Annotated in this window: 26 protein-coding genes and 1 tRNA gene; 16 read left to right on the top strand and 11 right to left on the bottom strand. The window is 57.3% G+C overall.

Annotated features, from left to right (window positions below; genetic code table 11):
* Positions 1–54: 54 nt before the first annotated feature.
* From ppnN to mobA, 4 genes are all read right to left on the bottom strand, one after another.
* Entirely contained in the window at positions 55–1,428 is a 1,374-nt protein-coding gene (gene ppnN / locus BM395_RS00945) for a nucleotide 5'-monophosphate nucleosidase PpnN (RefSeq protein WP_069898880.1), read from the bottom strand.
* Between the two features lie 402 nt (positions 1,429–1,830).
* A tRNA-Pro gene (locus BM395_RS00940) sits at positions 1,831–1,907 on the bottom strand.
* Positions 1,908–2,062: 155 nt separating this feature from the next.
* Positions 2,063–2,284, bottom strand: a complete 222-nt coding sequence (locus tag BM395_RS00935; RefSeq protein WP_069898878.1) for a YgdI/YgdR family lipoprotein — start codon at positions 2,282–2,284, stop codon at positions 2,063–2,065.
* A gap of 97 nt (positions 2,285–2,381) precedes the next feature.
* Complete coding sequence (gene mobA, locus BM395_RS00930) at positions 2,382–2,954, bottom strand: molybdenum cofactor guanylyltransferase MobA (protein WP_090508569.1); 573 nt, start codon at positions 2,952–2,954, stop codon at positions 2,382–2,384.
* 68 nt (positions 2,955–3,022) lie between these two features.
* Between mobA and moaB the strand changes: the two genes are divergently transcribed.
* Positions 3,023–3,562, top strand: a complete 540-nt coding sequence (moaB, locus tag BM395_RS00925; RefSeq protein WP_069898874.1) for a molybdenum cofactor biosynthesis protein B — start codon at positions 3,023–3,025, stop codon at positions 3,560–3,562.
* Positions 3,559–4,773, top strand: coding sequence for a molybdopterin molybdotransferase MoeA (locus tag BM395_RS00920; protein WP_090508568.1), 1,215 nt, complete (start codon positions 3,559–3,561; stop codon positions 4,771–4,773). The genes moaB and BM395_RS00920 overlap by 4 nt, the downstream gene beginning before the upstream one ends.
* Before the next feature lie 51 nt (positions 4,774–4,824).
* Here the strand turns inward: BM395_RS00920 and BM395_RS00915 are convergent, their stop codons facing one another.
* Positions 4,825–5,523: a pirin family protein gene (locus BM395_RS00915; RefSeq protein WP_090508567.1), complete on the bottom strand. Its 699-nt coding sequence runs from the start codon at positions 5,521–5,523 to the stop codon at positions 4,825–4,827.
* A gap of 191 nt (positions 5,524–5,714) precedes the next feature.
* On the opposite strand from BM395_RS00915, the gene yegS reads away from it, so the two are divergent.
* A complete protein-coding gene (gene yegS / locus BM395_RS00910; protein WP_090508566.1) occupies positions 5,715–6,611 on the top strand; it encodes a lipid kinase YegS in 897 nt (298 codons plus the stop codon).
* Here the strand turns inward: yegS and BM395_RS00905 are convergent.
* Positions 6,608–7,099: a DUF1499 domain-containing protein gene (locus tag BM395_RS00905; RefSeq protein ID WP_090508565.1), complete on the bottom strand. Its 492-nt coding sequence runs from the start codon at positions 7,097–7,099 to the stop codon at positions 6,608–6,610. The two genes, yegS and BM395_RS00905, sit on opposite strands and share 4 nt — an antisense overlap.
* On the opposite strand from BM395_RS00905, the gene BM395_RS00900 reads away from it, so the two are divergent.
* Positions 7,098–7,904, top strand: coding sequence for an MOSC domain-containing protein (locus tag BM395_RS00900; RefSeq protein ID WP_090508564.1), 807 nt, complete (start codon positions 7,098–7,100; stop codon positions 7,902–7,904). The two genes, BM395_RS00905 and BM395_RS00900, sit on opposite strands and share 2 nt — an antisense overlap.
* A 48-nt stretch (positions 7,905–7,952) precedes the next feature.
* On the opposite strand, the gene BM395_RS00895 is transcribed toward BM395_RS00900, so the two are convergent.
* The gene (locus BM395_RS00895) at positions 7,953–9,884 is read right to left on the bottom strand and encodes a transglycosylase SLT domain-containing protein (RefSeq protein ID WP_090508563.1); all 1,932 of its coding nucleotides are present in this window, start codon (positions 9,882–9,884) and stop codon (positions 7,953–7,955) included.
* Between the two features lie 303 nt (positions 9,885–10,187).
* On the opposite strand from BM395_RS00895, the gene BM395_RS00890 reads away from it, so the two are divergent.
* Entirely contained in the window at positions 10,188–12,110 is a 1,923-nt protein-coding gene (locus BM395_RS00890) for an ATP-binding cassette domain-containing protein (RefSeq protein WP_069898863.1), read from the top strand.
* Between the two features lie 48 nt (positions 12,111–12,158).
* On the opposite strand, the gene BM395_RS00885 is transcribed toward BM395_RS00890, so the two are convergent.
* Positions 12,159–12,599, bottom strand: coding sequence for a universal stress protein (locus BM395_RS00885; protein WP_090508562.1), 441 nt, complete (start codon positions 12,597–12,599; stop codon positions 12,159–12,161).
* A gap of 87 nt (positions 12,600–12,686) precedes the next feature.
* Here BM395_RS00885 and BM395_RS00880 point away from each other — a divergent pair, with 87 nt between their 5' ends.
* Positions 12,687–13,124 carry a hypothetical protein gene (locus tag BM395_RS00880; RefSeq protein ID WP_090508561.1) on the top strand — a complete coding sequence of 146 codons (438 nt, stop codon included), beginning with the start codon at positions 12,687–12,689 and terminating at the stop codon, positions 13,122–13,124.
* Here the strand turns inward: BM395_RS00880 and BM395_RS00875 are convergent.
* Positions 13,121–13,624 (bottom strand): hypothetical protein, encoded by a 504-nt coding sequence (locus tag BM395_RS00875; protein WP_090508560.1) that lies wholly within the window; start codon positions 13,622–13,624, stop codon positions 13,121–13,123. The genes BM395_RS00880 and BM395_RS00875 overlap by 4 nt on opposite strands.
* A gap of 205 nt (positions 13,625–13,829) precedes the next feature.
* Between BM395_RS00875 and fadB the strand changes: the two genes are divergently transcribed.
* From fadB to BM395_RS00845, 6 genes are all read left to right on the top strand, one after another.
* Positions 13,830–15,977 (top strand): fatty acid oxidation complex subunit alpha FadB, encoded by a 2,148-nt coding sequence (gene fadB / locus BM395_RS00870; RefSeq protein WP_090508559.1) that lies wholly within the window; start codon positions 13,830–13,832, stop codon positions 15,975–15,977.
* Positions 15,978–16,007: 30 nt separating this feature from the next.
* Complete coding sequence (gene fadA / locus BM395_RS00865; RefSeq protein ID WP_090508558.1) at positions 16,008–17,183, top strand: acetyl-CoA C-acyltransferase FadA; 1,176 nt, start codon at positions 16,008–16,010, stop codon at positions 17,181–17,183.
* A gap of 80 nt (positions 17,184–17,263) precedes the next feature.
* Positions 17,264–17,500, top strand: coding sequence for a DUF1653 domain-containing protein (locus BM395_RS00860; RefSeq protein WP_090508557.1), 237 nt, complete (start codon positions 17,264–17,266; stop codon positions 17,498–17,500).
* 116 nt (positions 17,501–17,616) lie between these two features.
* The gene (gene topA, locus BM395_RS00855; protein ID WP_069898851.1) at positions 17,617–20,226 is read left to right on the top strand and encodes a type I DNA topoisomerase; all 2,610 of its coding nucleotides are present in this window, start codon (positions 17,617–17,619) and stop codon (positions 20,224–20,226) included.
* A gap of 68 nt (positions 20,227–20,294) precedes the next feature.
* Entirely contained in the window at positions 20,295–20,813 is a 519-nt protein-coding gene (locus BM395_RS00850; RefSeq protein WP_090508556.1) for a DUF6586 family protein, read from the top strand.
* Between the two features lie 77 nt (positions 20,814–20,890).
* Positions 20,891–21,124: a hypothetical protein gene (locus BM395_RS00845; RefSeq protein WP_069898849.1), complete on the top strand. Its 234-nt coding sequence runs from the start codon at positions 20,891–20,893 to the stop codon at positions 21,122–21,124.
* A 77-nt stretch (positions 21,125–21,201) separates the two neighbouring features.
* On the opposite strand, the gene sulA is transcribed toward BM395_RS00845, so the two are convergent.
* Entirely contained in the window at positions 21,202–21,672 is a 471-nt protein-coding gene (gene sulA, locus BM395_RS00840; protein WP_090508555.1) for an SOS-induced cell division inhibitor SulA, read from the bottom strand.
* 10 nt (positions 21,673–21,682) lie between these two features.
* Positions 21,683–22,288, bottom strand: coding sequence for a transcriptional repressor LexA (lexA, locus tag BM395_RS00835; RefSeq protein ID WP_069898845.1), 606 nt, complete (start codon positions 22,286–22,288; stop codon positions 21,683–21,685).
* Between the two features lie 256 nt (positions 22,289–22,544).
* Between lexA and BM395_RS00830 the strand changes: the two genes are divergently transcribed.
* Genes BM395_RS00830 through BM395_RS00815 form a run of 4 tightly spaced genes read left to right on the top strand, consistent with a single transcriptional unit; the run spans position 22,545 to position 25,589 of the window.
* Entirely contained in the window at positions 22,545–23,252 is a 708-nt protein-coding gene (locus BM395_RS00830) for a TetR/AcrR family transcriptional regulator (RefSeq protein WP_069898843.1), read from the top strand.
* A gap of 47 nt (positions 23,253–23,299) precedes the next feature.
* Positions 23,300–23,824, top strand: coding sequence for a L,D-transpeptidase (locus BM395_RS00825; RefSeq protein ID WP_090508554.1), 525 nt, complete (start codon positions 23,300–23,302; stop codon positions 23,822–23,824).
* Positions 23,825–23,845: 21 nt separating this feature from the next.
* Positions 23,846–24,844, top strand: a complete 999-nt coding sequence (gene nagZ, locus BM395_RS00820; RefSeq protein WP_170860526.1) for a beta-N-acetylhexosaminidase — start codon at positions 23,846–23,848, stop codon at positions 24,842–24,844.
* A gap of 10 nt (positions 24,845–24,854) precedes the next feature.
* Positions 24,855–25,589 (top strand): S-methyl-5'-thioinosine phosphorylase, encoded by a 735-nt coding sequence (locus BM395_RS00815; protein WP_090508552.1) that lies wholly within the window; start codon positions 24,855–24,857, stop codon positions 25,587–25,589.
* The last annotated feature ends 246 nt before the right edge of the window (positions 25,590–25,835 follow it).

Here is a 25,835-nt window from a genome sequence, read left to right as displayed (position 1 = left end):
ACAAAGTTCGGCTGATTTGCGCCGCTTATTGGCGGGCGAATCAGCCGGTTGCAGTTAGCTCACTACGCGGTAGCACGGCTCGTATGCAGCGCCTCCCGGCAACTTCATGCGGTGTTGACTGACGAATGCCTGCAGCAGTTTGTCGAGCGGCTGCATGATCGCGGCATCACCGTGAATATCATACGGACCGTGTTCTTCGATCAGACGGATACCCTTGTCCTTGACGTTGCCGGCGACGATGCCGGAAAACGCCCGGCGCAGGTTGGCGGCCAATTCATGCGGCGGTAAGTCATGGCTTAGTTGCAAGCTGGCCATGTTGGCGTGCGTTGGGTCGAACGGGCGCTGGAAGCTCTCGTCGATCTTCAGCATCCAGTTGAAGTGGAATGCATCGTTGCGCTCACGACGGAACTGTTTGACCTCCTTCAAGGCCGCTGTCATTTGTCGCGCGACTTCCACCGGATTGTCGATGATGATCTGGTAGTGCTGCTGCGCTGCTTCGCCCAGCGTAGCACCGACAAATGCATGCAGTTGCTCAAGATACGGCGCCGCACTTTTCGGGCCGGTGAGAATGACCGGGAAGGGTAACTCGCGGTTTTCCGGGTGCATCAAGATGCCCAGCAGGTAGAGAAACTCTTCTGCCGTGCCCGCGCCACCCGGGAAAATAATAATGCCGTGGCCCACCCGCACAAACGCCTCAAGGCGCTTTTCAATGTCGGGCAAAATCACCAGCTCATTGACAATCGGGTTAGGCGCTTCGGCGGCAATGATGCCCGGCTCGGTAAGGCCCAGATAACGTGCGCCGGTGATGCGCTGTTTAGCGTGGGCGATGGTTGCGCCTTTCATCGGGCCTTTCATCACACCTGGCCCGCAACCGGTGCAGACATCCAGCGAGCGCAGGCCGAGTTCGTGGCCGACTTTCTTGGTGTATTGATACTCCACTGTGTCAATCGAGTGACCGCCCCAGCACACCACCATTTTCGGCTCAGCGCCGGGGCGCAAGGTGCGTGCATTACGCAGTAAATGGAACACGTAATCGGTGATGCCTTGCGAGCTGCTCAGGTCGATACGCTGGCTGTTGAGTTCGCTCTCGGTGTAGACGATATCGCGCAAGGCGCTGAACAGCATTTCGCGGGTGCTGGCGATCATCTCGCCATCGACGAAGGCATCGGCAGGCGCGTTTAGCAGCTCCAGACGAACGCCACGGTCTTGCTGATGAATATGCACCTCGAAGCTCTTGTAAGCGTCGAGAATGGTCTTGGCATTATCGATGTGCGCGCCGGTGTTGAGGATAGCCAGCGCGCATTGGCGAAAGAGTTTGTAGGTGCTGCCAGAGCCGGCTTCGCTGAGTTGTTGTACTTCGCGTTGCGACAGCGTTTCAAGACTGCCCTTGGGGCTGACGGATGCGTTTATTACTTTTCTTTCTGCCATTCTAATTTCCCTGAAAGCGATACGACTGAGCTCGCTACGGCCAGTGCATCAGGATGGAGAGTGCCAATGACGCGTAGGTCAACCATTGTCGGTGCCCGCGCGTGACGAAAGCAAACGTGTGGCTGAATCCTCCGTATGGCATGTGTTGGAGAGAGCAGCGTTTAGGGGCTGCAGAACAGGAATGCCGATGTTTCTAGAATAGAACCGCCAGCGTGCTGTTATCAATTGGCGCGAGGTTAAACGCCGCAATATTTTTCGCCCGATTCAGGGCGGGCACTCCACTTAGCAAGTGTTTTACTCTGCGCCTTTCGAGCGGTTTTTCGCAGGCACAAAAAAGCCCGCGCTGAGGCGGGCTTTTTGAAGATTGCGGGCGTCGATGAGTCGACAGTGCAATCCGGGATTTGGTCGGAGAGACAGGATTCGAACCTGCGACCTTCTCGTCCCGAACGAGACGCGCTACCAAGCTGCGCTACACTCCGAATAATCCAAATTGTACTGAAAAAGTTTTACAGTACAAGAGGTTAGCTCAAAAAAATTAACCACGCCGAAGTGCCTGAGAGCGATCAATAATGATGGGCCTCGGGCACTCATGCGCAGATTTCAAGCTAACCCGCGGGGTGAGTGCAGCTGTTGCTTATAGCTCTTTAACGCTGCGGATCTGGTCTTTGTTGACGCGGGTACGCTTACCATCCAATTGCTCGAATTCGTAGAAACCGGTGTCGTCGTCATAATCTGGAACATCCAGAGACTGAATTTCCCGGCCGTCATTCAACGTGATCACGGAAGGCGAGGAGCACCCAGTCAGTGCGACCAGACCGAGGGCTAGCACAGCGGCGGCGATATACCGTTGATTCATTGTTTCTCTCCTGAGCTATAACGAAAGGTGTACATCCCTTCGGACGGGGTAAAGCTTTTAAAGTTCCCCGTTTGTAAGTGATGTGTTGTGAGGCGAGTTAATTTAAGCGCTCTGGTGTATTCAAATTAGCCAAGCGAGGGTCGTCATTAGCGCATTCCACCGCCACCGGGTCGAGTGTGCGCAGCCAGCGTTGCGGGCTGCGTTCGCCGCGCTGCCAGGCCGCTTCGAGATCGTCTTTTAAACAGGTTGGAATCAGGCTGAACAGCGGCTCCCAGTAGCCGTCCTGTCGCACCACTACCGGCTGTTTGCCAGCGTTTTCAATCAGCGAGCGAATCAGTGCGGCGTCGACTTTCGGCGCGTCGCAGGGCAGTACCAGAAGCTGCGCGTGGCGGGCGACATTGAGGCCGGCACGAATCCCGCCCAGCGGCCCTTCAAAGGTGTCGGATTCATCCTGCACCAGTTGATCGGCGTATTCGCTGTAGCGCGGCAGGTTGCGATTGCACGAGATGATCAAGTCGTCTGTCAGTGGCCGCGTAAGTTCATACAACCAACTTATCAGTGGTCGTTCCTGCCATAACAGCAGGCCTTTGTCGTGGCCGCCCATGCGTTGTCCTCTGCCGCCTGCGAGCAGTAAAACCGAAATGAGGTTCTCGCTTGTTGGCGCATCCATGTCAACGTTTCCTGAGTTGGGCTTGTGATATAAATATGGCCATTGTCTCTAACTATTGGAAGCCTGCCATGAATCACAAGGCCGAGGCGCAGTTCGTGCCCCTGAATATAGCCGTACTGACCGTCAGCGATACGCGCTCACTCGATACTGACACCTCCGGGCAATTGTTTGTAGACCGCTTGCAGGCAGCCGGTCACAACCTGGCCTCGCGTGTGCTTCTGAAAGATGATCTGTACAAGATCCGCGCTCAGGTCGCGACGTGGATTGCCGAGGATTCAGTGCAGGTTGTGCTGATCACAGGTGGAACCGGCTTTACCGGACGCGACAGCACGCCGGAAGCGGTGAGCTGCTTGCTGGATAAAAAAGTCGATGGCTTTGGCGAACTGTTCCGTCAGATTTCGGTTGCCGATATCGGCACTTCCACCGTGCAGTCGCGCGCCTTGGCGGGGCTGTCGAATAACACCCTGGTTTGCTGTCTGCCGGGTTCGACCAATGCCTGTCGCACCGCTTGGGACGGCATTCTCGCCGAGCAACTCGACTCGCGTCACCGGCCCTGCAATTTCGTCCCGCATCTGCAAGTTGCCGATGCATGTGAGAGTCGCGGATGAGTTGCTGTGATCAGCCTGGTTTGATGCCAGTCGAAGCGGCGCTTGAACGCTTGCTGGAGCAGGCGAGTGCTGGCGCTGCGCTGGAAATTGAGAGTGTTGAGTTGGCTGAAGCCGATGGCCGCGTTCTGGCCGAGCCGCTGATTTCCAGCCTGGATCTGCCGCCCTGGGCCAATAGCGCAATGGATGGTTATGCATTGGCTTTGGCCGACTGGCAGGGCACTGCGCTCCAGGTTAGTCAGCGCATTCAGGCCGGCACCGCGCCGACCACATTGCAGCCCGGCACTTGTGCGCGGATCTTCACCGGCGCACCGCTGCCGGCAGGTGCCGACACGGTTGAAATGCAGGAAAACGTCGAGCTTGCAGCCGATGGCAGCGTGCAGTTCAAGCACGCGATGCGCTTGGGCCAGAATGTGCGCGCCCAAGGTCAGGAAACCCGTGTCGGCGATACGGTGTTACCGGCGGGTACGCAGCTTGGGCCAATCGAATTGGGCTTGGCGGCTTCATTAGGTGCAGCCAGATTGATGGTGCGAAGGCGTGTGCGGGTGGCGGTGTTATCGACCGGCGATGAGTTGGTCGAGCCGGGGACGCCACTGGCTGCCGGGCAAATCTACAACAGTAACCGGCGCTTGCTGATGAGCTGGTTGCAGCGCTTGGGTTGTGAAGTGATTGATGGCGGCATTCTTGCCGATGACCTTGAGCTTACCCGTGCGGCGCTGGGTGCATTGAAAGGCGCTGATTTAATCCTTTCAACCGGCGGTGTGTCGGTTGGCGAAGCTGACTTTTTAGGTGAGGCGCTGCGCGAAGAAGGCGAGCTGACCTTATGGAAGCTGGCAATCAAACCCGGCAAACCGCTGACCTTTGGTCATTTTCGCGGCGTGCCGGTGCTGGGGTTGCCCGGTAATCCGGCGTCTACGTTGGTCACCTTCGGCCTGTTGGCGCGGCCTTATCTGCTGCGCCGGATGGGCGTGAAGAATGTTGCTCCACTCGGTTTCGAGGTGCCTGCCGGTTTTACCTGGAGCAAAGCGGGCAAACGTCGCGAATACTTGCGCGCGCGTATGGAGCACGGGCGCGTGGTGATCTATCCGAATCAGAGTTCCGGGGTTCTGCGCAGCGCTGCCTGGGCCGATGGTTTGGCCGAGGTGCTGGAAAACACCACGCTGGCTGAAGGCGACAGCGTGCGGTTTATCCCGCTGACTGAGTTGCTGGGATAGTTTTAAAAGTACAGCAAAACGCTCCGCACGGCAGACCGGCGGAGCGTTGGTTTACTCAACATCGACCAGAACAATTTCGGTGTCTTCACTGGCGCTGACACTGATGGTTTGGGTGTCGCTTATCGCAACCCCGTCACGTGCCTTGGCGGCCACGCCATTTACGCTGTAGGCACCTGTTGCCGCCACCAGATACACCTTGCGGCCCGCTGCAATCTGATAATCCGCCGAATGCCCGGCCTTGATTGTCGCGGCCACAACCCGGGCATTAGCCCGAATTGAAAGAGCATCGCTGTCCTCGGGGTTGCCGCTCGCCAAGGTGACAAACTGGCCGGCGCGCTCAGCCTTCGGGAAAGGCTTGGCACCCCAGGATGGCGCCGAGTTGAACTGATTGGGCATTATCCAGATCTGAAATATCTGGGTGGTCTCATCCTCAAGGTTGTATTCGCTGTGGGTGATACCGGTGCCGGCACTCATGACCTGAACATCGCCGGCTTCAGTGCGGCCTTTGTTGCCGAGGTTGTCCTGGTGAGTGATAGCGCCTTTACGTACATAGGTAATGATTTCCATGTCGCGGTGCGGGTGCGGTGGAAAGCCTGTTTGCGGCGCTATTTCATCATCATTCCATACACGTAACTGGCCCCAGGCCATGCGCTTAGGGTCGTAATATTCGGCAAATGAGAAGTGATGACGAGCGGCCAACCAGCCGTGATTTGCACCACCTAATTGCTCAAACGGGCGAACTTCGATCATTGGTATATCCTCATCACTTGATGTCGGCAGTGGATTCAACCGACCCCTTAGTTGGGTTGAACGCTATCTTCCGTCAAATTGATTCGATATAAAATGCTGAATATTTGCGTATTAATATCTATTAATTAGATTATTTGTCAGCGCTGTCCTTGCCCGCATTTGTGCCAGTGGCCGTGACAAGAGGAGGATTGATGCAGGAACGCAAAGCGTTATTGATATTGCATGGCAAGAAGGCCATGGACCCCGAAGTGCGCGCCGCCGTAATGGCCAAGCGCAAAAGTGGCTGGCACATCGATGTGCGGGTTACCTGGGAGGCGGGCGATGCAGCGAGAATCGTCAACGAGGCACTGCAAGATGACTACGCAACGCTGATTGCCGGCGGCGGTGACGGCACCTTGCGTGATGTCGCCGAAGCCATGGCGCTGCAAGATACCCGCGTGAGCCTGGCCCTGTTACCGCTGGGCACGGCCAACGACTTTTGTGTGGCCGCAGGCGTGCCGCTCAATCCGCATGCCGCGCTGAAACTTCTCGACAAGGCACCCCAGCGTATCGATCTGGGCGACCTCGACGGTCAGCTGTTCCTTAATATGGCCACCGGCGGATTCGGCTCGAGCGTGACTGCCAATACCCCGGAAGACCTTAAAGCCGCGCTGGGCGGGGCAGCGTACTTCCTCACCGGGCTTAGCCGGTTCGCCGAAGTGCACAGTGCATTTGGCCGTTTCACCGGGCCGGATTTCGAGTGGCAGGGCGAGTTTCTGGCGCTGGGTATTGGCAATGGCCGGCAAGCGGGCGGCGGGCACGTGCTCTGCCCGAAAGCGCGAATAGACGACGGCTTGCTGGATGTTTGCATTGTTCCGGCGCAAGCGGATGCGGTGAGCACCTTGGGCACCATGCTCAATGGCACGCTGAATGGCGTTGAAAGTGTTTCGCTGAGTGCGCGTCTCGCCTGGCTGGAAATTGAAGCGGATGAAGGGCTCGACGTTAATCTCGACGGGGAGCCGCGTTCGGGGCGCAAGATGCGCTTTGTCGCGCGGCCCGCGGCGCTGCGAGTGCACCTGCCAGCCGGCTCAGACTTGCTTTCGAATTAAGGCTGCGGCAATTGCAGCATGCGTTGGCGCAGTTGTTCGACGCGTTTACGGTTCACTCCCAAATCGGAATAGCCGAGGCGGGAGGCCGAGCGCACCTGCACGTCGCTGGCGGTAATCATGAACTCGACATCGTCCACAAAACGCAGCAAGTCACTGGTGTACTCGGCGCGCAGATACGACGTATCCTGATCGACAAGGCGTGCGCCGGGCTGGCTGTTAATCAGTTTCAGTAAGGTCTCGCGGGTGTTCTCGGCGCTGCCAAGTAGTGGCAGCGGGGCTACTTTGTGGTCGGCATCACTGGCCTGGCTGCTGACGCAGTTGGGTGAGCTGGGGCAGGGCGCCAACTGACCATTATGAACACCCAGATTTTCAGCTGGCGTGCCGCTGCAGGCGCTGAGCAATAATGTGCACGCCAATAGCAGGCCTTTGGGCAAATGTTTGCCAGCGGCCCGAAACTTAATTTTTTGCAGGCGGGGATCTGTTGTCATGATGCGTCTCTCGGCGTTGTATCGCTACCCAATGAAATCTGCCGCAGGGCAGTTGCTTGATAGTAGCAGGGTCGGTTTACTTGGGTTGCAGGGTGATCGCCGGTGGATGGCGGTGGATGCCGAGTCTGGGCGCTTCCTGACGCAGCGCTTGCTGGCGCAGATGACTCAGATGAATGTTCACTGGCGCGGCGAGGATGGCGTACTGCTGACGGCGCCGAATATGCCTGAGCTGTTCGTTGCGGTGCCGACCGGAGAAGATGCTTTGCGCGGCGTCACTGTGTGGCGCGACAGCTTTCGTGTGCCGGATGCCGGTGATGAGGCCGCCGAGTGGGTTAGTCGTTTTCTCGGGCGTGACTGCCGCTTGGTGTATGTGCCTGAGGCGCGTGCCCGGCAAGTGGACAGCGGTTATGGCGAGGCGGGCGACAAGGTGGGTTTTGCCGATGGTTTTCCGTTGCTGCTGATTGGGCAGTCCTCGCTGGATGATTTGTCGGCGCGGGTCGGGCGTGAACTGCCGATGCTGCGTTTCCGGCCGAATCTGGTTATTACCGGCGCTGAGCCTTATGCCGAAGACAGCTGGAAGCGTATTCGCATTGGCGAAATCGAATTTCGGGTGGCCAAGGGTTGTTCGCGCTGCATCATGACCACGCTCGATCCGGCCACGGGTGAGCGCAGCGCCGATCGCGAACCGTTGACCACTTTGAAGACTTATCGTGAGCGCGAAGGCGAGGTGTATTTCGGCCAGAACCTGATTGCCGATGGTGCAGGTGAGTTGCAGGTGGGAATGGCGGTCGAGGTGCTTGAGTAAAGAGATCAGGTGCGGCTTGCCCGCACCTGATCTTTTCCGTTTTGCCAGTTATTGCTGGTCGTCGAAGTAGCGTTCGTTCCAGCCAATCAGTGGTTGTGGCAGGTTGAGTTTCTTGCCGTAAATCACTGCATAAGTCAGCACGTTCTGCACGTACTTACGGGTTTCATCGTAAGGAATGTTTTCCACCCAAACGTCATACGCCAAGTGATCGCTGCCTCGTAGCCACTGACGCACACGACCCGGCCCGGCGTTGTATGCCGCCGTAGCGAGTACGCGGTTGCCATTGAACTGGCCGTAAATCTGGTTCATGTACGCCGCGCCTAGCTGGATATTGGTGTCGGGCACCAAGACCTGATTCGCTGAGCCCAGCGGGATGTCGTAACGACGCGCCGTCTCTTTGGCGGTGGCCGGCATCAGCTGCATCAAGCCCATTGCGCCAGCCGGTGAGCGTGCATCGGCCATAAACGCACTTTCCTGACGGGTAATGGCAAACACCCAGCTGGAATGCAGGCCGCGCTTCTTGGCTTCGCGGGTGAGCTCTTTGCGATAGATCACCGGGAAGCGTACATCCAGATCGTCCCAGTATTGCGCTTGGCCGAGCGTGCGGATGGCTGGGAAATACCATTGCATCGAGTAGGCCAGACGCGCCTGGGCAACCAGTTCTTCGCGGCTGAAGCGGCGGCTTACGTGATACCACTCGCGGCGGCCGTTGACGATTTCGCCACGGTCATGAAACTCCAGCGCCCGCTGAATGCCGGGCGTGTTGCGTACCTTGGCGACGACGCTGGGGTCGAGCTTCATTGGCTGGTTATTCAACGAATAGGGCAGTTTGACCTGATCGGCCGCCATGAAACCGTAAAAGTCGCGCTCGGTGGCGAGGCTGCGATACAGCTTGGCCGGCTCGGTACTGTTCGGCTCCGCGAGTTGCAGGCTGCGGGCCTGCCAGTAACGCCAGCGGCTGGTCTGAGCCAGTTCCTTGGGCATGTTCTCGGTCAGCTTGTGGGCTTCATCCCAGCGACCAAAGCGCAGCAGCAGGCGTGCGCGCCATTCGCTGACGTTGTCGTCACGCATGTCCGGATCGTATTTGGCCATGACCGGCAGTGCGCGCGGGTCGAAGTTCTTGGCCATTGATAAGCCAATCGAACGGGCAATCGCCAGCTTTTCGGATTCAGAAAAATGCATGCGCGAACTGTAGCCATCGAGCAGGCTCAGGGCTTTTTCCGGGTCTTGGCGTGCCAAGCGGCGCAGGCCCAAACCTACCACGTCAGCCATTGCTGCATCGGCGGGCAGGAAACGGTTGGTCTGGCTGAGGATTTGCGGCTTCTGCGCAACATCGACCATCAGTTGCGCGCGACCGCCGAGGGTTGGCATGGTTTTGCTCAGGTACGTGGCCAGACCGTAGTTGCCTCGCTCTACAGCCAGTTTGGCGCGCTGCCAGCGCAGATCCTCGGTGAGCTTGCCGGTCGCAGCCCATTGCTCGAACATCGGGTCACACGCGTTGGGTTGCGACTTGCCGACCAGCCAGAGTTTCTTCGCCGTGGCATCGCCTTCTTCGAGCATGCCGTGGCTTAGCTGATACTGGCCGTGCAGGCAGTCGAGTTCAGTGAAATTCAGCGATGGATCGTAATAGGTTTCGAACGTCGCCCAATCGCCGCGTTGGGCAAGCCAGCGCAACCAACGCAGTTTCATCCAGCTGGCCTGAGGCAAATCACCATGCTTGGCGAGAAACGCTTCGATTTCCTGATTGCTGGCGCTTTTCAGGCGGGCGGTCAATTCGTCGTATGCCAGATAGGGTGTCAGCGGGTAGCCGCTGAGGGCGCTGGCGTAACGGCGATACGGGCCGTCGTCGCCCTTGGCCAGAGCACGTTTGGCCTCATCATAGTATTGACGTTGCTGGCTGAGGCTCGCAGCCTGAGCCGATGCGATTGAACTTAAAGAGAGAACAATGCAAGAAATCAGAGTGAAAGGGCGACAGAACATGACTCTTCCTGAGTTGGCATGTGGGGCGCACGCTGAACATAGCGCCGAATGACCCTAGCTTAGCTGTTTGCTGGGGTCGGACGAAAGGCAGATGGTCGGCTTAACGTGTAAAGGCGGAAAAATGCCCGGGTAGGCTTGCGCTATCTCGGGTAGAATGCGCGCCCAGTTTTGCTGAGCGTGTTGCGCCGGCAACTATTAGTTTTCGCGATGGCCTCCCTCGGCTTCAGCGGTTCTGCGGCTTAGGTGCATTCAAGCGCAGTAACCCATCAGGCCAATGTCATCGCCGCACTGTTGAGGCTTGTTATGACCCTGCTTAAGTTCACCGATATCTCCCTGGCCTACGGCGCATCGCCGCTGCTGGACAAGGTGTCTTGGCAGATTGCCCGTGGCGAACGCGTGTGCATCATTGGCCGCAACGGCACGGGCAAGTCGAGCATGCTCAAGTTGGTCAAGGGCGATCAGAAACCCGATGACGGCGCTGTATGGCGCGCGCCCGGGCTGAAAATCGGTGAGCTGCCGCAAGAGTTGCCGGTCGCCGATGGCCGCACTGTATTTGATGTGGTGGCGGAAGGTCTGGATGGCGTGGGTGCATTGCTCGCCGAATACCATCACCTCAGCCAGAACATTCACAGCGATGCCGATCTAGACAAGCTCATGCATGTCCAGCAAGACCTTGAAGCCCGTGACGGCTGGCGCTTGCAGCAACTGGTCGACAGCACCCTGAGCCGCCTGCAATTGCCGGCCGACAAAACCCTGGCCGAGCTTTCTGGTGGCTGGCGTCGTCGCGTGCTGCTGGCGCAGGCGCTGGTATCCGAGCCGGATTTGCTGTTGCTCGACGAGCCAACCAACCACCTGGACATCGGTGCAATCGCCTGGCTGGAAGAGGCTTTGACCGGGTTTCAGGGCGCGGTTCTGTTCATTACCCACGACCGTTCATTTCTGCAAAATCTGGCCACGCGCATCCTTGAGCTGGACCGTGGCGGCCTGATCGACTGGAACGGCGATTACGCCAGCTTCCTCGTGCATAAAGAAGCAACGCTGGCGGCTGAAGAAACAGCGAATGCGCTGTTCGACAAGCGTCTGGCCCAGGAAGAAGTGTGGATTCGTCAGGGCATCAAAGCCCGTCGCACCCGTAACGAGGGCCGTGTTCGTGCCCTTAAAGCATTGCGTGTTGAGCGCAGTGAGCGCCGCGAGCGTACCGGCAAGGCCAACATCCAGCTGGAAACTGCCGAGAAGTCAGGCAAGCAAGTCATGGTGTTGGAAGACGTCAGCTTTGCGCATCCGGGCGGCCCATTTCTGGTCAAGGATTTCTCAATGGTGCTGCAGCGTGGCGACCGTATTGGTCTGCTGGGCGCTAACGGTACCGGCAAAACCACCCTGTTGAAGCTGATGCTGGGCGGCCTGCAGCCTACCAGCGGCAGCGTTACCGAAGGTACGCGCATTGATGTGGCGTACTTCGACCAGTTGCGTCATCAGCTGGATCTGGAAAAAACCGTAATCGATAACGTGGCTGAAGGTCGCGACTTCATCGAGATCGACGGCCAAAACCGTCACGTGCTCAGTTATCTTGGCGACTTCCTGTTCAGCCCGCAGCGTGCCCGCACGCCGGTTAAAGCGCTGTCGGGTGGTGAGCGTGCGCGCTTGTTGCTGGCCAAGCTGTTCAGCAAGCCCGCCAACCTGCTGGTGCTCGATGAACCAACCAACGACCTCGACGTCGAGACCCTTGAGCTGCTTGAAGAAGTCTTGCTGACATTCCCGGGCACTGTGCTGATGGTCAGCCACGACCGGGCATTCCTCGACAACGTCGTGACCAGCACCTTGGTGTTTGAAGGTGAAGGCCGTGTGCGTGAGTACGTTGGTGGTTATCAGGACTGGCTGCGTCAGGGTGGCTCGGCACGTTTGCTGGGCGTCGGTGAAACCAAGTCGGGCAAGGCAGAACTGGCCTCGGCAGTGGTTGAGGCGCCAGTTGAACCAGCCGCTCCGGTGGTTGAGCAGCCAGCGCCGGCGAAAAAGAAATTGAGCTACAAGCTGCAGCGTGAACTGGAAGCAATTCCGGGGCAAATCGATCAGTTGGAAGCCGAGCTGGCTGCGCTGCAAGAGCAGATTTCTGATCCGGCGTTTTATCAGCAAGCCGCCGACAAGACCGCCGCCGTACTGGCCACAGTGGAAACCAAGCAGGCTGAGTTGGATGCGCTGGTTGAGCGTTGGGCGGAACTGGAAGGCTGATCAGGCTACCCGCCTGCGGGGAGCAGGCGGGTGGAATCTACAAAGCGCTTATGAATCTTTTTTCAGGCGTACTGCGAGTACATCGCAAGGTGCACCGTGCAGCACGTCATTGGCGGTCGAGCCGAGCAGCAGGGCGAGACCATGACGACCGTGGCTGCCGACGATGATCAGGTCGCAGCCTTGCTCTTCCGCAAGCTTGTGGATCTCCTGACGCGGCTGGCCGTAGGTCAGGTGGCGTTGATCGGCGAGCAGCTGCGGGTATTTGGTCGAGAATGCATCAAGGCGCTCGCGAGCCTGATCAAACTGTTGCTGCTGCAACATCGACAGGTCCATCGGCACATCGCCACCAAAGGCCATCGCCATTGGCTCTACAACGTGAACCACCGACAGCTTGGCATGCGTGCCATCGGCGAGCGCTACTGCACGTTTCATTACCGGGTCGCACTCTTCGGTTAAGTCGACGGCGACCATAATATGCTGGTAGGACATGGGGAACTCCTTATAAGAGTGACCGATAGTAATAAGTATGGCTGTTTTATTCACCTTACACAGGCATTTCTCAATGGGCTACATGCAATGAACTTTTGGATAATACTAATCTTGCTTTTTTGTGTGTTGAGCCCGTTCGCAATGTTGATGCCTTCGCGCCGGTTGCGCGGGCGTATGGATGTTCGCACCGAAGCCCGGCGAATGGGCCTCATCATGCAGCTTTCACGGCAAGAGTGGCCTTACTGGTTGGAAAATAAACCGCTCGATTCCTGCCCGCAATATCACCGTTCACGCCTGCGTGGGCGGCGCGAGCATTGGTGCTTTTGGCAAGATGGCGCTGGTAATTGGCTTAATCAGTGGCGTGAGCCTTGTGCGGACCCTGCGCTCGCGGCCGCGTTGGCCGAGTTGCCGGCGGATGTTTATAAAGCAGAAGCCAATGCGCAGATGGTCGGTATTTGCTGGGGCGAGGCCGGCAAGCCGGGCGATCTGGAGAAAATCGCCACTTTCCTCAAGGCGCACGCCTAGCCCAAGGCAGCGGTTGCGCGGTTTATTAGCGCAAAAGAAAAAGCCCAGTGCTGCCACTGGGCTTTAGGGTTGGCCAGGCAGGCCGGAATTCTTTTCAGCGAAATCTTCGCTATCAATTTTGCACTGTAATCAATAGCGGCTATTTCGACGGTCAGCGTTGGCGACCGTGCATTCACTTTAGACGCAATTGAAACATTGTGCGTCGAGGACTGTCCCAAACTTACAGGGATGTCCAAAGCCAAGATCAGGCAGTCAGCCATTATGGCATAGCCCGCTGAGACAACAAAGCCGTGCTGCGTGTGGCTGCTAGCTGCTTTATCAGGTTCCGTCCGGGCTCTGCGGCGTTGTTCGGAAAATTGCACTGGTAACGGCTGGTAAATATGAAATAGTGCTTCATTGCCATTGATGATAATGCTTTTGAAGCAATTGCAGAGCAGCCTGAAACTGCAATTTGCAGCGCTATAAAGGATTGGAGTCGTTGTGTGGCAATTGACAATCACGGGGATTTCCGTGAAGGTGTGCTACCCAAATCAAACGGGCGTATGAATTGACCGTTTGCCTGAATAAGGCAAGGTCACTTGTTCCGAATATCGCGTCGGCGGGTGTTCTGGGCAATTAGCGACTTTAAGGGTTTTTACCCGCACGCTGGTTGGTCAGTAGGCACCGATGTGTACTGTTTAGCTTCCATACCGTGGAGATCAGTTGATGATTTACGAAGGTAAAGCCATCACGGTTAAGGCTCTTGAGAGTGGCATCGTCGAATTGAATTTCGACCTCAAGGGTGAGTCCGTCAACAAGTTCAACCGTCTAACCCTTAACGAACTGCGTCAGAGCGTTGATGCAATCAAGGCCGATGGTTCGATCAAAGGCGTGATTGTTACCAGCGGCAAAGACGTATTCATCGTCGGCGCCGATATCACCGAGTTCGTTGAAAACTTCAAGCTGCCTGATGAAGAGCTGGTCGCCGGCAACCTTGAAGCCAACAAGATTTTCAGCGACTTCGAAGACCTTAATGTTCCGACAGTTGCGGCCATCAACGGCATCGCACTGGGCGGCGGCTTCGAAATGTGCCTGGCTGCGGATTACCGCGTCATGTCGGCCACCGCTAAAGTCGGCCTGCCAGAAGTTAAGCTGGGTATCTACCCGGGCTTCGGCGGCACTGTGCGCCTGCCACGCCTGATCGGTACTGATAACGCCATTGAGTGGATTGCTGCGAGCAAGGAAAACCGTGCTGAAGACGCCCTCAAAGCAGGCGCTGTCGATGCTGTGGTTGCTCCGGACAAGCTCCAGGCCGCAGCTCTGGACCTGATCAAGCGCGCCATTTCCGGCGAGCTGGATTACAAGGCCAAGCGTCAGCCGAAGCTGGATAAGATCAAGCTCAATGCCATCGAGCAGATGATGGCATTTGAAACCGCCAAGGGTTTTGTTGCCGGTCAAGCTGGCCCGAACTACCCGGCGCCGGTTGAAGCGATCAAAACCATTCAGAAAGCTGCAAACTTCGGCCGCGACAAAGCGCTGGAAGTTGAAGCGGCAGGCTTCGTCAAACTGGCCAAGACTTCGGTTGCTGCCAGCTTGATTGGCCTGTTCCTGAACGATCAGGAACTGAAGAAAAAAGCCAAGCACCACGACGAAATCGCCAAAGACGTGAAACTGGCTGCCGTACTCGGCGCTGGCATCATGGGCGGCGGTATTGCCTATCAGTCGGCCGTCAAAGGCACGCCGATCCTGATGAAGGACATCCGTGAAGACGGTATCCAGACTGGCCTCAACGAAGCGTCCAAGCTGCTTGGCAAGCGCGTTGAGAAAGGCCGTCTGACTCCGGCGAAAATGGCTGAGGCGCTTAACGCTATTCGCCCGACCATGTCTTACGGCGATTTCGGCAACGCCGATATCGTTGTAGAAGCCGTTGTCGAGAACCCGAAGGTCAAGCAAGCCGTATTGGCTGAAGTTGAAGGCGTGGTGCGTGAAGACGCCATTCTCACCTCCAACACCTCGACCATTTCCATCAGCTTGCTGGCCAAGGCCCTCAAGCGTCCGGAAAACTTCTGTGGCATGCACTTCTTCAACCCGGTACACATGATGCCGCTGGTTGAGGTTATCCGTGGCGAGAAGTCGGGCGACGTGGCTATCGCGACTACTGTTGCCTACGCCAAGAAGATGGGTAAGACCCCGGTTGTGGTTAATGATTGCCCGGGCTTCCTGGTCAACCGTGTACTGTTCCCGTACTTCGGTGGCTTCTCCAAGCTGCTTGAGTTCGGCGTTGATTTCACCCGTATCGACAAAGTCATGGAAAAGTTCGGCTGGCCAATGGGCCCGGCGTACCTGTCTGACGTTGTCGGCATCGACACTGGCCACCACGGCCGTGACGTAATGGCTGAAGGCTTCCCGGATCGCATGGCTGTAGAAGGCCGTACCGCGGTAGACGTGATGTACGAAGCCGATCGCCTTGGTCAGAAAAATGGTAAAGGTTTCTACGCTTACGAGACTGACAAGCGCGGCAAGCCGAAGAAAGTCGTTGATCCGCAGTCGTATGAGCTGCTCAAGCAGATCATCCGCGAAGAACGCGAACTGACTGACGAAGACATCATCAACTTCATGATGATTCCGCTGTGCATGGAAACCGTACGCTGCCTGGAAGACGGCATTGTGGATACCGCTGCTGAGGCCGATATGGGCCTGATCTACGGTATTGGCTTCCCTCCATTCCGTGGTGGTGCGCTGCGTTACATCGACAGCATTGGTGTTGCCGAATTCGTTGCCCTGGCCGACAAGTATGCCGAACTGGGTGCGCTGTACCAGCCGACCGAAAAACTGCGTGAAATGGCTAAAAACGGCCAGAAGTTTTTCGGTTAATAGCGGACAGATTAAAGCGAGAGTAAAACGATGAGCTTGAATCCAAGAGATGCAGTGATTGTCGACTTCGGTCGCACCCCGATGGGGCGCTCCAAGGGCGGCATGCACCGTAACACCCGTGCCGAAACCATGTCGGCGAACCTGATTCGCGGCCTGCTGGACCGTAACACCAAGGTCGATCCGGCTGAAGTCGAAGACGTGATCTGGGGTTGCGTAAACCAGACCCTGGAGCAGGGCTGGAACATCGCGCGCATGGCGTCGCTGATGACCCAGATCCCGCACACCAGTGCCGGCCAGACGGTCAGCCGTCTGTGTGGTTCTTCCATGAGCGCGCTGCACACTGCTGTGCAGGCGATCCAGACCGGTAACGGCGACGTGTTCGTGGTTGGCGGTGTGGAGCACATGGGCCACGTTGGCATGATGCACGGCGTTGATCCAAACCCGCACCTGTCGCTGTACGCGGCAAAAGCCTCGGGCATGATGGGTCTGACTGCTGAAATGCTCGGCAAGATGCACGGCATCACCCGTGAGCAGCAGGATGCATTCGGCGAGCGTTCGCATCGTCTGGCGCACAAAGCGACAGTCGAAGGCAAATTCAAAGACGAAATCATCCCGATGCAGGGTTATGACGAGAACGGCTTCCTGAAAGTGTTCGACTACGACGAGACCATTCGTCCAGAGACCACGATCGAAAGCCTGGCTGCATTGCGTCCGGCGTTTAACCCGAAAGGCGGCACCGTGACTGCGGGTACTTCTTCGCAGATCACTGACGGCGCTTCCTGCATGATCGTGATGTCCGCTCAGCGTGCACAGGATCTGGGTATCCAGCCGATGGCTGTGGTTCGCGCCATGGCTGTTGCGGGTGTTGATCCGGCGATCATGGGTTACGGCCCGGTTCCGTCGACCAAGAAAGCCCTGGCTCGTGCTGGCCTGAGCATCGGTGACATTGATTTCTTTGAACTCAATGAAGCCTTTGCAGCCCAAGCTCTGCCTGTGTTGAAAGACCTGAAAGTGCTCGATCAGATGGAGCAAAAGGTCAACCTGCACGGCGGCGCGATTGCACTGGGTCACCCGTTTGGTTGTTCCGGAGCCCGTATCTCCGGTACCCTGCTCAACGTCATGAAGCAAAATGGCGGCACCTTGGGTGTTGCTACTATGTGCGTGGGCCTCGGTCAGGGTATTACGACTGTCTTCGAACGCGTTTAAGCGTTAGCTGGCATCAAACCGGGGCCAAGTGCCCCGGTTTTTGTTTGTCCGGCGTCAGATTTTTTTCAAGGATTATCACGATGGATTTGCAACCCGGACTGTATCGCCATTATAAAGGCCCCGAGTATCGCGTTATCGGCGTGGCCAGGCATTCTGAAACACAAGAGCAGGTCGTGGTCTATCAAGCCCTGTATGGTGAATACGGGATTTGGGTGCGTCCGCTGGAAATGTTCTGCAGTCACGTTACAGTTGAGGGTGAAAGTGTCCCTCGATTCGCTCTGGTTGAGGCGCATACGCCACTTTTCGACCGTCCCTGAGTCACTGTCGCGCAATTACTGTGCTTGACCTCGGCTCTATCGCCACTATATATAGCGGTGCCACGTCAGGCGGATGCGCCTTTCAAATTTTTCGAACTTCAGGAATCTTCTGATCCATGGGTAAATCGCTGGTCATCGTGGAATCCCCGGCCAAGGCCAAGACCATCAACAAGTACTTGGGTAACGAGTACGTGGTGAAGTCGAGCATCGGCCATATCCGAGACCTGCCTACCAGTGGTTCGGCTAGTGCGGCTAAAGAGCCCGCCAAACGCGGTAAGGCAGCTTCAGAGGCGCCAGTATTGACGCCCAAGGAAAAAGCCAAGCGTCAGCTGGTGGCGCGCATGGGGGTTGATCCGGAAAACGGCTGGAAGGCCCATTACGAGATCCTCCCAGGCAAAGAAAAGGTCGTCGACGAACTGCGCCGACTCGCTAAAGAAGCCGACACCATCTATCTCGCAACCGACTTGGATCGCGAGGGGGAAGCCATTGCATGGCACCTGCGCGAATCCATTGGTGGTGATGACAGCCGCTACAAGCGGGTGGTGTTCAACGAAATTACCAAGAAAGCCATTCAAGAGGCGTTCTCCAAGCCGGGCGATCTCGACATCAATCGAGTCAATGCTCAGCAGGCAAGGCGCTTCCTCGATCGCGTCGTGGGCTACATGGTCTCGCCACTGTTGTGGGCGAAGATCGCGCGTGGCCTGTCGGCCGGCCGTGTGCAGTCGGTAGCGGTGAAGCTTGTTGTTGAGCGCGAGAAAGAGATTCGCGCATTTGTCCCGGAAGAGTACTGGGATGTGCACGCTGATCTGGCCACTGGCAACAAGGACACCGTGCGCTTTGAAGTGGCCCGTGAGAATGGCGCTGCCTTCAAGCCGCTCAACGAAGCACAGGCCATGGCCGCCGTTGAGGCGCTCAAGTCGTCCAGCTACAGCATTGCCAAACGTGAAGACAAACCGACCAGCAGCAAGCCGTCGGCGCCGTTTATTACGTCCACCTTGCAGCAGGCTGCCAGTACGCGCCTGGGCTTTGGTGTGAAGAAAACCATGATGATGGCCCAGCGTTTGTACGAAGCGGGTTACATCACTTATATGCGTACCGACTCGACCAACCTGTCGGCTGACGCCGTGAGCATGGTGCGTGACTTTATCGTGGGTGAGTACGGCAAGGAGTACCTGCCAGAAAAGCCTAACGTTTACAGCAGCAAGGAAGGCGCACAAGAGGCGCACGAAGCGATTCGTCCGTCCGACGTCAACACCAAGCCAACTCAGTTGAGCGGCATGGAGCGTGATGCTGAGCGTCTTTACGAGCTGATCTGGCGCCAATTCGTGGCCTGCCAGATGCCGCCTGCCAAATACCTGTCGACCACGGTTACCGTGGCTGCAGATCGCTTCGAGCTGCGCGCCAAGGGCCGTATCCTCAAGTTTGACGGTTACACCCGTGCGTTGCCGCAAGTCGGCAAGCCTGGCGATGATGGCGTGCTGCCGGACATGGCTGAAGGCGAGGTGCTCAAGCTGCTCAAGCTCGATCCGACTCAGCACTTCACCAAGCCGCCCGCGCGTTACTCTGAAGCCAGCCTGGTTAAAGAGATGGAAAAGCGCGGCATCGGTCGCCCGTCGACTTATGCGGCGATTATTTCGACGATTCAGGATCGTGGCTATGTGGCCATCCACAACCGGCGTTTCTATTCCGAGAAGATGGGCGACATCGTTACCGAGCGCTTGAGCGAAAGCTTCTCCAATCTGATGGACTACGGTTTCACCGCGAGCATGGAAGAGAACCTCGACCATGTGGCGCAGGGTGAACGTCAGTGGAAACACCTGCTTGACGAGTTCTACGGCGACTTCAAGAAGAAGCTTGAAGTAGCAGCCGATGGCGACAGCGGTATGCGTGCCAACTCGCCAACGCTGACTGATATTCCGTGCCGCGAATGTGGCCGTCCGATGATGATTCGCACCGCCTCGACCGGCGTGTTCCTCGGTTGCTCGGGCTACAGCTTGCCGCCGAAAGAGCGCTGCAAGTCGACCATCAATCTGGTCCCAGGCGATGAAATTGCGGCGGACGATGAGGGCGAGTCGGAATCGTTGCTATTGCTCAGCAAGCATCGCTGCAAGATTTGCGACACGGCGATGGATGCCTACCTGCTCGACGAAACCCGCAAGCTGCACATTTGCGGCAATAACCCGGACTGTGCGGGTTATGAAATCGAGATGGGTCAGTACCGCATCAAGGGCTACGAAGGCCCGAGCCTTGAGTGCGACAAGTGCGGCAGCGAGATGCAGTTGAAGACCGGTCGTTTCGGCAAGTTCTTCGGTTGCACCAACGCGGAATGCAAGAACACCCGCAAGTTGCTGCGCAGCGGTGAGCCGGCGCCACCCAAGATGGATCCGGTCAAAATGCCGGAACTCAAGTGCGAGAAGGTTAACGACACGTACATTCTGCGTGACGGCGCTTCCGGACTGTTCCTGGCCGCAAGCCAGTTCCCGAAGAATCGTGAAACACGTGCGCCGCTGGTCGCTGAGTTGATCCCGCATAAGGACGAGATCGACCCGAAATACCACTTCTTGCTCGACGCACCAAAGAAAGACCCGGAAGGGCGTCTGTCTGTAGTGCGCTACAGCCGCAAGACCAAAGAGCAATATGTCCAGACCGAAGTCGACGGTAAGCCGACTGGCTGGAAAGCGTTCTTTGATGGCGGCAAGTGGAAAGTCGAAGACAAGAAACGCTGATCAAAAGCGCGCGCCAGTACGTCGCTGGCGCGCGTATGTTGAACTGATCCGCAGTGGAGGGCGCCAACATGGCGAGCGAACTTTACACCCGCACCAATCAAAAGATCTTTTATGCCGGGCTCTCGCTGGAGTCGTTGCGCAAGGCCGAGGCTGGCCAGGCGATTAATTCTCCGGCGTTGATTCAGGCTGAGCGCGAATCGGCTTTGTTTCACTTGTACGGCGCGCTGCTTGGGCTGTGCCATGAAGTGGCAGGTTTCTATCGGCTGCCTCAAAGCAATGCGCCGCGCGCCGAAATTCTGCTCGATAAAGCGTTGCTTGAAGCAGCGCCGAGCCCTGAGTTTGCAGAGCTGGTTGAGCTTGCCGGGCAATCTGAAACCTGGCTGGCACAATTGCTGAAGGCCTATACCGATCTCTTTGTGCCGCAGCAGACTGCCAGCAAGGCCAAAGTAGACCCGACCACACCGCTAATCACTTCGGTGACGCTTGAAGAAGAGCCGGTCGAGTTGAGCAGTGCTGAACTTGAGGCGTGGCGTCAGGAATTGAAGTCGTTGGCACGACGCTTTCGTGAATCGCTGACTGAGTGGTAAGCAGCGATTTGATCGGCGGGCTAGGGTGAGTCTCGGTCGCCTGTTACAATAATTGGCTAACTTGGAGATTCATACTTATGCCTACCTCGTTTCTGGAAATCGTTGAACTACCTGACGGCCGCATTGCTCTGCGTCGCGCAGAGGATGAAGAGTCGCTGGTAGTGCTCGATTTCTCTGAGGAAGCCAAGACATTTCTGCAGGGCCAGCACGTAGAAGTGGCCAAGGCCATGCTCAATGTGGGCGTGCAGATGGCCGGTCATCTTGCTGAAAACGATTTTCAGCACGACGAAGGTCCGCGCGTACTGCACTGATTCAATCGGCAGAGTACACACATAAAAAGAGCAGCCTCAGGGCTGCTCTTTTTTGTTGGCTCAATGATTAGGCGGGTTCAGCCAAGGCTGATATTCAGGCTCTGCGCTGCACCTTCTTTGGCGGCGGCTTCAAGCAACAGGCGGGCTTTACGTTCCAGCGGATGCAGCCAGCTGATCACGGTATGGCTGCGGCCCAGACGCAGTGTTTCCTGAGCCAGCTGCAAGGGCGTCTGCTTGCTGCGCGGGTGCAGCAGCAAGATGCGCTCGCGATTGAGGCCTGCGTCGCGTAGCCACGCTTGGGTGAGGCTTGCTGGCGGCGCAATCAGGGTCAGCCAGCGTTGCTCGTTGTTTTCGCTCAGTTCTCGCAGCATTGGGGCGAGCAGGTTCAGGCAGGATCCAGCGGCTCCGCGTAGGGAAATTTCACTGAATGCTTCTGGTGTTTCCACTCGCTCGATGTGCGCAGGTGCTTCAGGCACCAGAGCAGGAGCTGGGAGAAACGCATCAAACAGTGGCAATTGTGTGCGGTTGTGCGACTGTGGAAACTGCATGAGAACTCCTCTAGCGGCGTATAACGCCGACGCTCAATCCTTCGATAACCAATTCTTGTTGTTCAAGGTCGACTTCAATTGGCTGGAACTCAGGGTTCTCAGCAATCAGCCAAACGGTATTGCCCTGGCGCTTGTAGCGCTTAACGGTGACTTCATCGCCGATCCGGGCGACCACGACCTGGCCGTTGCGGGCCTCACGCGTGGTGTGCACGGCTAGAAGGTCACCGTCCAGAATGCCGATGTCCTTCATACTGGTGCCATGCACGCGCAGCAGATAATCGGCGCGCGGATGAAAGAACGCCGGATTGATCTTGCAGGATTCTTCGATGTGCTGTTGTGCCAGAATAGGTTCGCCCGCAGCGACCCGGCCAATAACTGGCAAGCCGTCTTCTTCATTGGGTTCAAAACCCGGGATGCGGATGCCGCGAGAAGCGCCCGGCGTCATTTCGATGGCCCCTTTGCGGGCCAGTGCCTTAAGGTGTTCTTCGGCGGCGTTGGGCGACTTGAAACCGAGCGCCTGAGCGATTTCTGCCCGGGTAGGCGGGAAGCCGTTGTCTTCGATGCAGCGCTTGATGAACTCAAGGATCTCGGATTGGCGTGGCGTCAGCTTAATCATTTCTGGGCTCTGTCTTTTTATACAGTGACTGGGATTATATACAGTAGATCGAGCTTGGCAATAATCCTTTTTCACTGTTGCCATGTCGCCGCCCGAAATCAGTGTTACTTGCAGGTTGTGTGAAACGTCTCGTTAATATCGGCGTGGACTTTGCTATAAAGCTTGTTATTCACTTGTGTGATGATTGAAGTTGTAGCTTGACAAGCTGTTCATCTAATACGTATGTTTCAAACAAGTGTTTGTCAGGTATTCGTTTATGGCACAGTCAGAAACCGTAGAGCGCATTCTCGATGCGGCCGAGCAACTGTTCGCCGAGAAGGGCTTTGCCGAAACGTCTTTGCGATTGATCACCAGCAAGGCTGGAGTCAATCTGGCGGCGGTTAACTATCATTTCGGCTCGAAGAAAGCCTTGATTCAGGCTGTGTTCTCACGCTTCCTCGGTCCTTTCTGTGTCAGCCTTGAGCGTGAGCTTGACCGACGTCAGGCCACGCCGGGCTACAAGGCCACCCTTGAAGAATTGCTCGAGTTGTTGGTCGAGCAGGCGCTGGCGGTAAAGCCGCGCAGTGGTAATGACTTGTCAATCTTCATGCGCTTGCTCGGCTTGGCGTTCAGCCAGAGTCAGGGCCACTTGCGTAAGTACCTTGAAGAAGTTTACGGCAAGGTTTTCCGTCGCTACATGCTCCTCGTCCATGATGCTGCGCCGCGCATTCCGCCGCTTGAGCTGTTCTGGCGCGTGCACTTCATGCTCGGTGCCGCCGCGTTCAGCATGTCCGGTATCAAGGCATTGCGCGCCATGTCGGAAACCGATTTCGGGGTTAATACGTCGCTCGAGCAGGTCATGCGCCTGATGGTGCCTTTCCTCGCTGCCGGCATGCGCTCGGAAACCGGCGTGTCTGATCCTGCATTGGCGGCCGCACAGCTGATTCCCCGTGCCAAAGGCTCAAGCGCAACCGCCAAGGTTTAAGCGCTCACGGGTGGGCGCGCTGGCTTTGTTCCGCTAAGCTAGCGCGCATGTCTACCGTTAACTTTCTACATATCTCTCTGGCTGATCAGACGCTCTACGGTTTTGCCGATGATGCGCTGGTTGTACGCCTGCCTGTGTCCACTGCCCTGAATGGTGCTGGCGAACTCAACGGCTCCGGTTGCACGCCGCGTGGCCTACATGTGGTGCGCGCCAAAATCGGCGCAGGCCTGCCGGAAGGTGCCGTATTGCGTGGCCGCCGCTGGACCTCCGAGGTCTGGTCTGCAGCGCTCGCCGAGCAGTTCCCGGGGCGCGACTGGATTCTCAGCCGCATTCTCTGGTTGAGCGGCTGTGAGCCCGGGCGTAATCGTTTGGGCAAGGTGGATACCTTTCGTCGTTATATCTATTTGCATGGCACGCCGCCGACTGAACCCATGGGTGTTGCGTTGTCTCATGGCTGCATTCGGCTGCGTAATCCCGACTTGATCGGTCTGTATGACAGGGTCTCGGTAGGTTGCCGCGTTTTGATCGATGAGGCGCCGTGTCCGCAATGGGCGCAGGCGTCACTTACTTAAGGAATATTTGTGAGCTCAAGCATGCAAGGTTCACTGATGCTGGACATCGACGGTACCTGGCTGACGGCCGAGGACCGGCAAATTCTGCGTCAGCCCGAAGTCGGTGGTCTGATCTTATTTGCCCGCAACATCGAAGACCCGCGTCAGGTTCGCGAACTGTCGGCAGCTATTCGCGCAGTTCGCCCGGATATTCTGCTGGCCGTGGACCAAGAGGGCGGTCGCGTTCAGCGTTTGCGTCAGGGTTTCGTTCGCCTGCCTGCCATGCGCGCCATTGCCGATAACAACAATGCGGCTGAACTGGCCGAGCATTGCGGCTGGCTGATGGCCACTGAAGTGCTGGCTGTCGGGCTCGATTTAAGCTTTGCGCCGGTACTCGACCTCGATCACCAGCGCAGTGCAGTGGTGGGCAGCCGCGCCTTTGAAAGTTCGCCGCAGCGTGCTGCCGAGTTGGCGGGAGCATTTATCCGTGGCATGAATCAGGCGGGTATGGCTGCAACCGGTAAGCATTTCCCAGGGCATGGTTGGGCAGAAGCCGATTCGCATGTGGCTATTCCGGTGGATGAACGCAGCCTTGAGCAAATTCGCGCTGAAGATATGCAGCCGTTTACCCTGCTCGGCAATCAACTGGCCGCCGTCATGCCGGCCCACGTTATTTACTCGCAGGTCGATAACCAACCGGCAGGTTTCTCCAAACGCTGGCTGCAGGAGATCCTGCGCGGCGAACTGGGCTTCAAAGGCGTGATTTTCAGTGATGACCTGTCCATGGCGGGCGCTCACGTGGTGGGCGATGCGGCGAGCCGTATCGAAGCTGCATTCAGTGCCGGCTGCGACATGGGCCTGGTGTGTAACGACCGTGCCGCCGCCGAGCTGGCGTTGAGCGCAGCCCAGCGCTTGCAGGTTGTAGCGCCGGATGGCTTGGCGCGCATGCGTCGCCAGTCATTCCCCGGTGTTGAATACCGCCAGCACCCACGATGGTTGAATGCCATTAACGCGCTGCGTAGCGCACAATTAATCGAATAAGGGGCGCTTGATGACTGTTTACGCCATCATTGGCGGTACGGGCCTGACCCAGCTGGAAGGCCTGACAATTACGGCTGCATTAAATGTGGACACGCCGTACGGCGCGCCATCGGCTCCGGTGCTGCGTGGCGAATACGCCGGGCGTGAAGTGTTGTTTCTGGCGCGTCACGGCCATCCGCACCGTATCCCGCCGCATCAGGTTAACTATCGGGCCAACATCTGGGCACTGAAGCAGGCAGGCGCCGAGGCGATCATTGCCGTCAATGCTGTGGGCGGCATTCACATGGCCATGGGCACCGGGCACTTTTGCGTGCCGCATCAGGTGATTGATTACACCTCGGGCCGCGAACACACCTTCTTCGAAGGCGAGCTCGATCACGTGACCCACGTTGATTTCAGCTACCCGTACGATGAAAAGTTGCGTGAACTGTTGATCGCCGCGCTTGCTGCCGAACACTGTGAATTCAGCAGCCACGGCGTTTATGGCGCCACTCAAGGCCCGCGCCTCGAAACAGTAGCTGAGATCGCCCGCATGGAGCGTGATGGTTGCGATATCGTCGGCATGACCGGTATGCCTGAGGCCGTGTTGGCGCGTGAGGTTTCTCTGCCGTATGCGTGCCTGTCGCTGGTGGTTAACCCGGCAGCGGGCAAGACCACCGCATTGATTACCATGGCCGAGATCGAGCGTGCGCTTGAGCAGGGTATGGGCAAGGTCAAAGCCGTATTGGCCAGAGTACTGAGCTGATCGCGTTCAGGTTTTGATTTGCATAAAGGCCCGCTTGCGGGCCTTTATGCTGTCTGGGGTGTGAGTTTAATGAGCTCTAAATCCGACGGAGGTTGGAATCCGCATTGCGGCTTCCGACATGACTGTTTTGCGGATTGGGGCGGGATTTATGATGCGGTTGCGTGGGTTATGACGGATTGCGGTGCTGCGCACGCTATCCATCCTCCGCATGCTATCCATCGTTATCTATCGACCGTACGTTATCAA

The sequence above is a fragment of the Pseudomonas marincola genome, assembly GCF_900116605.1.
Taxonomy (GTDB): domain Bacteria; phylum Pseudomonadota; class Gammaproteobacteria; order Pseudomonadales; family Pseudomonadaceae; genus Aquipseudomonas; species Aquipseudomonas marincola.
The sequence above is the reverse complement of the archived record's forward strand: the minus strand, read 5'-3'. Positions and strand labels throughout refer to the sequence as shown.